The sequence below is a fragment of the Adlercreutzia sp. DFI.6.23 genome (assembly GCF_024462535.1).
Taxonomy (GTDB): domain Bacteria; phylum Actinomycetota; class Coriobacteriia; order Coriobacteriales; family Eggerthellaceae; genus Adlercreutzia; species Adlercreutzia rubneri.
The window spans coordinates 1-390 of record NZ_JANGBP010000222.1 but is presented as its reverse complement, the minus strand read 5'-3'; the positions used below and the strand labels follow the sequence as shown (position 1 = coordinate 390).

Sequence of the window (390 nt, the reverse complement as noted above, 5' to 3'; positions counted from 1 at the left end):
TCTCGGCTCCGAACTTGCGCGCCCGCGAGACCATGTGCCACGCCTTCGTCGATCACGGTATTCCCATCCAGATTGTGCAACCGGAAAATTTGGACGATGGCGAGTCGCAACCCGAAAGCACAGAGGCCGACACCCCGGCCCAGGCCAAACGCCGCCTGCGGCGGGGGGTCGTCAACATCGTGGACAACGACATCCCACTCGGCATGATTATCCCGAAGGCGCATCTCGCGCTGGTGTCGGCCGCCGACACCCAGGGTTCGCGCGCCGCCAGCCGCCGCGTGCGCTCCCGCGTGGATGCCACCGAGGTCACCTTTCCGTTCAAGCCCGGCGACTACGTGGTGCACGACCCACGGCATCGCTTTTTTCCGCGATCTGGTGCGCCGCGAGGTG

At 65.9% G+C, this 390-nt stretch carries 1 protein-coding gene; it reads left to right on the top strand.

Features of this window, described 5'->3' with window-relative positions; translation table 11 throughout:
• Positions 1-390, top strand: a 390-nt coding sequence (locus NE591_RS13100; RefSeq protein WP_256156845.1) for a hypothetical protein, incomplete at both ends; no start/stop codon positions are given.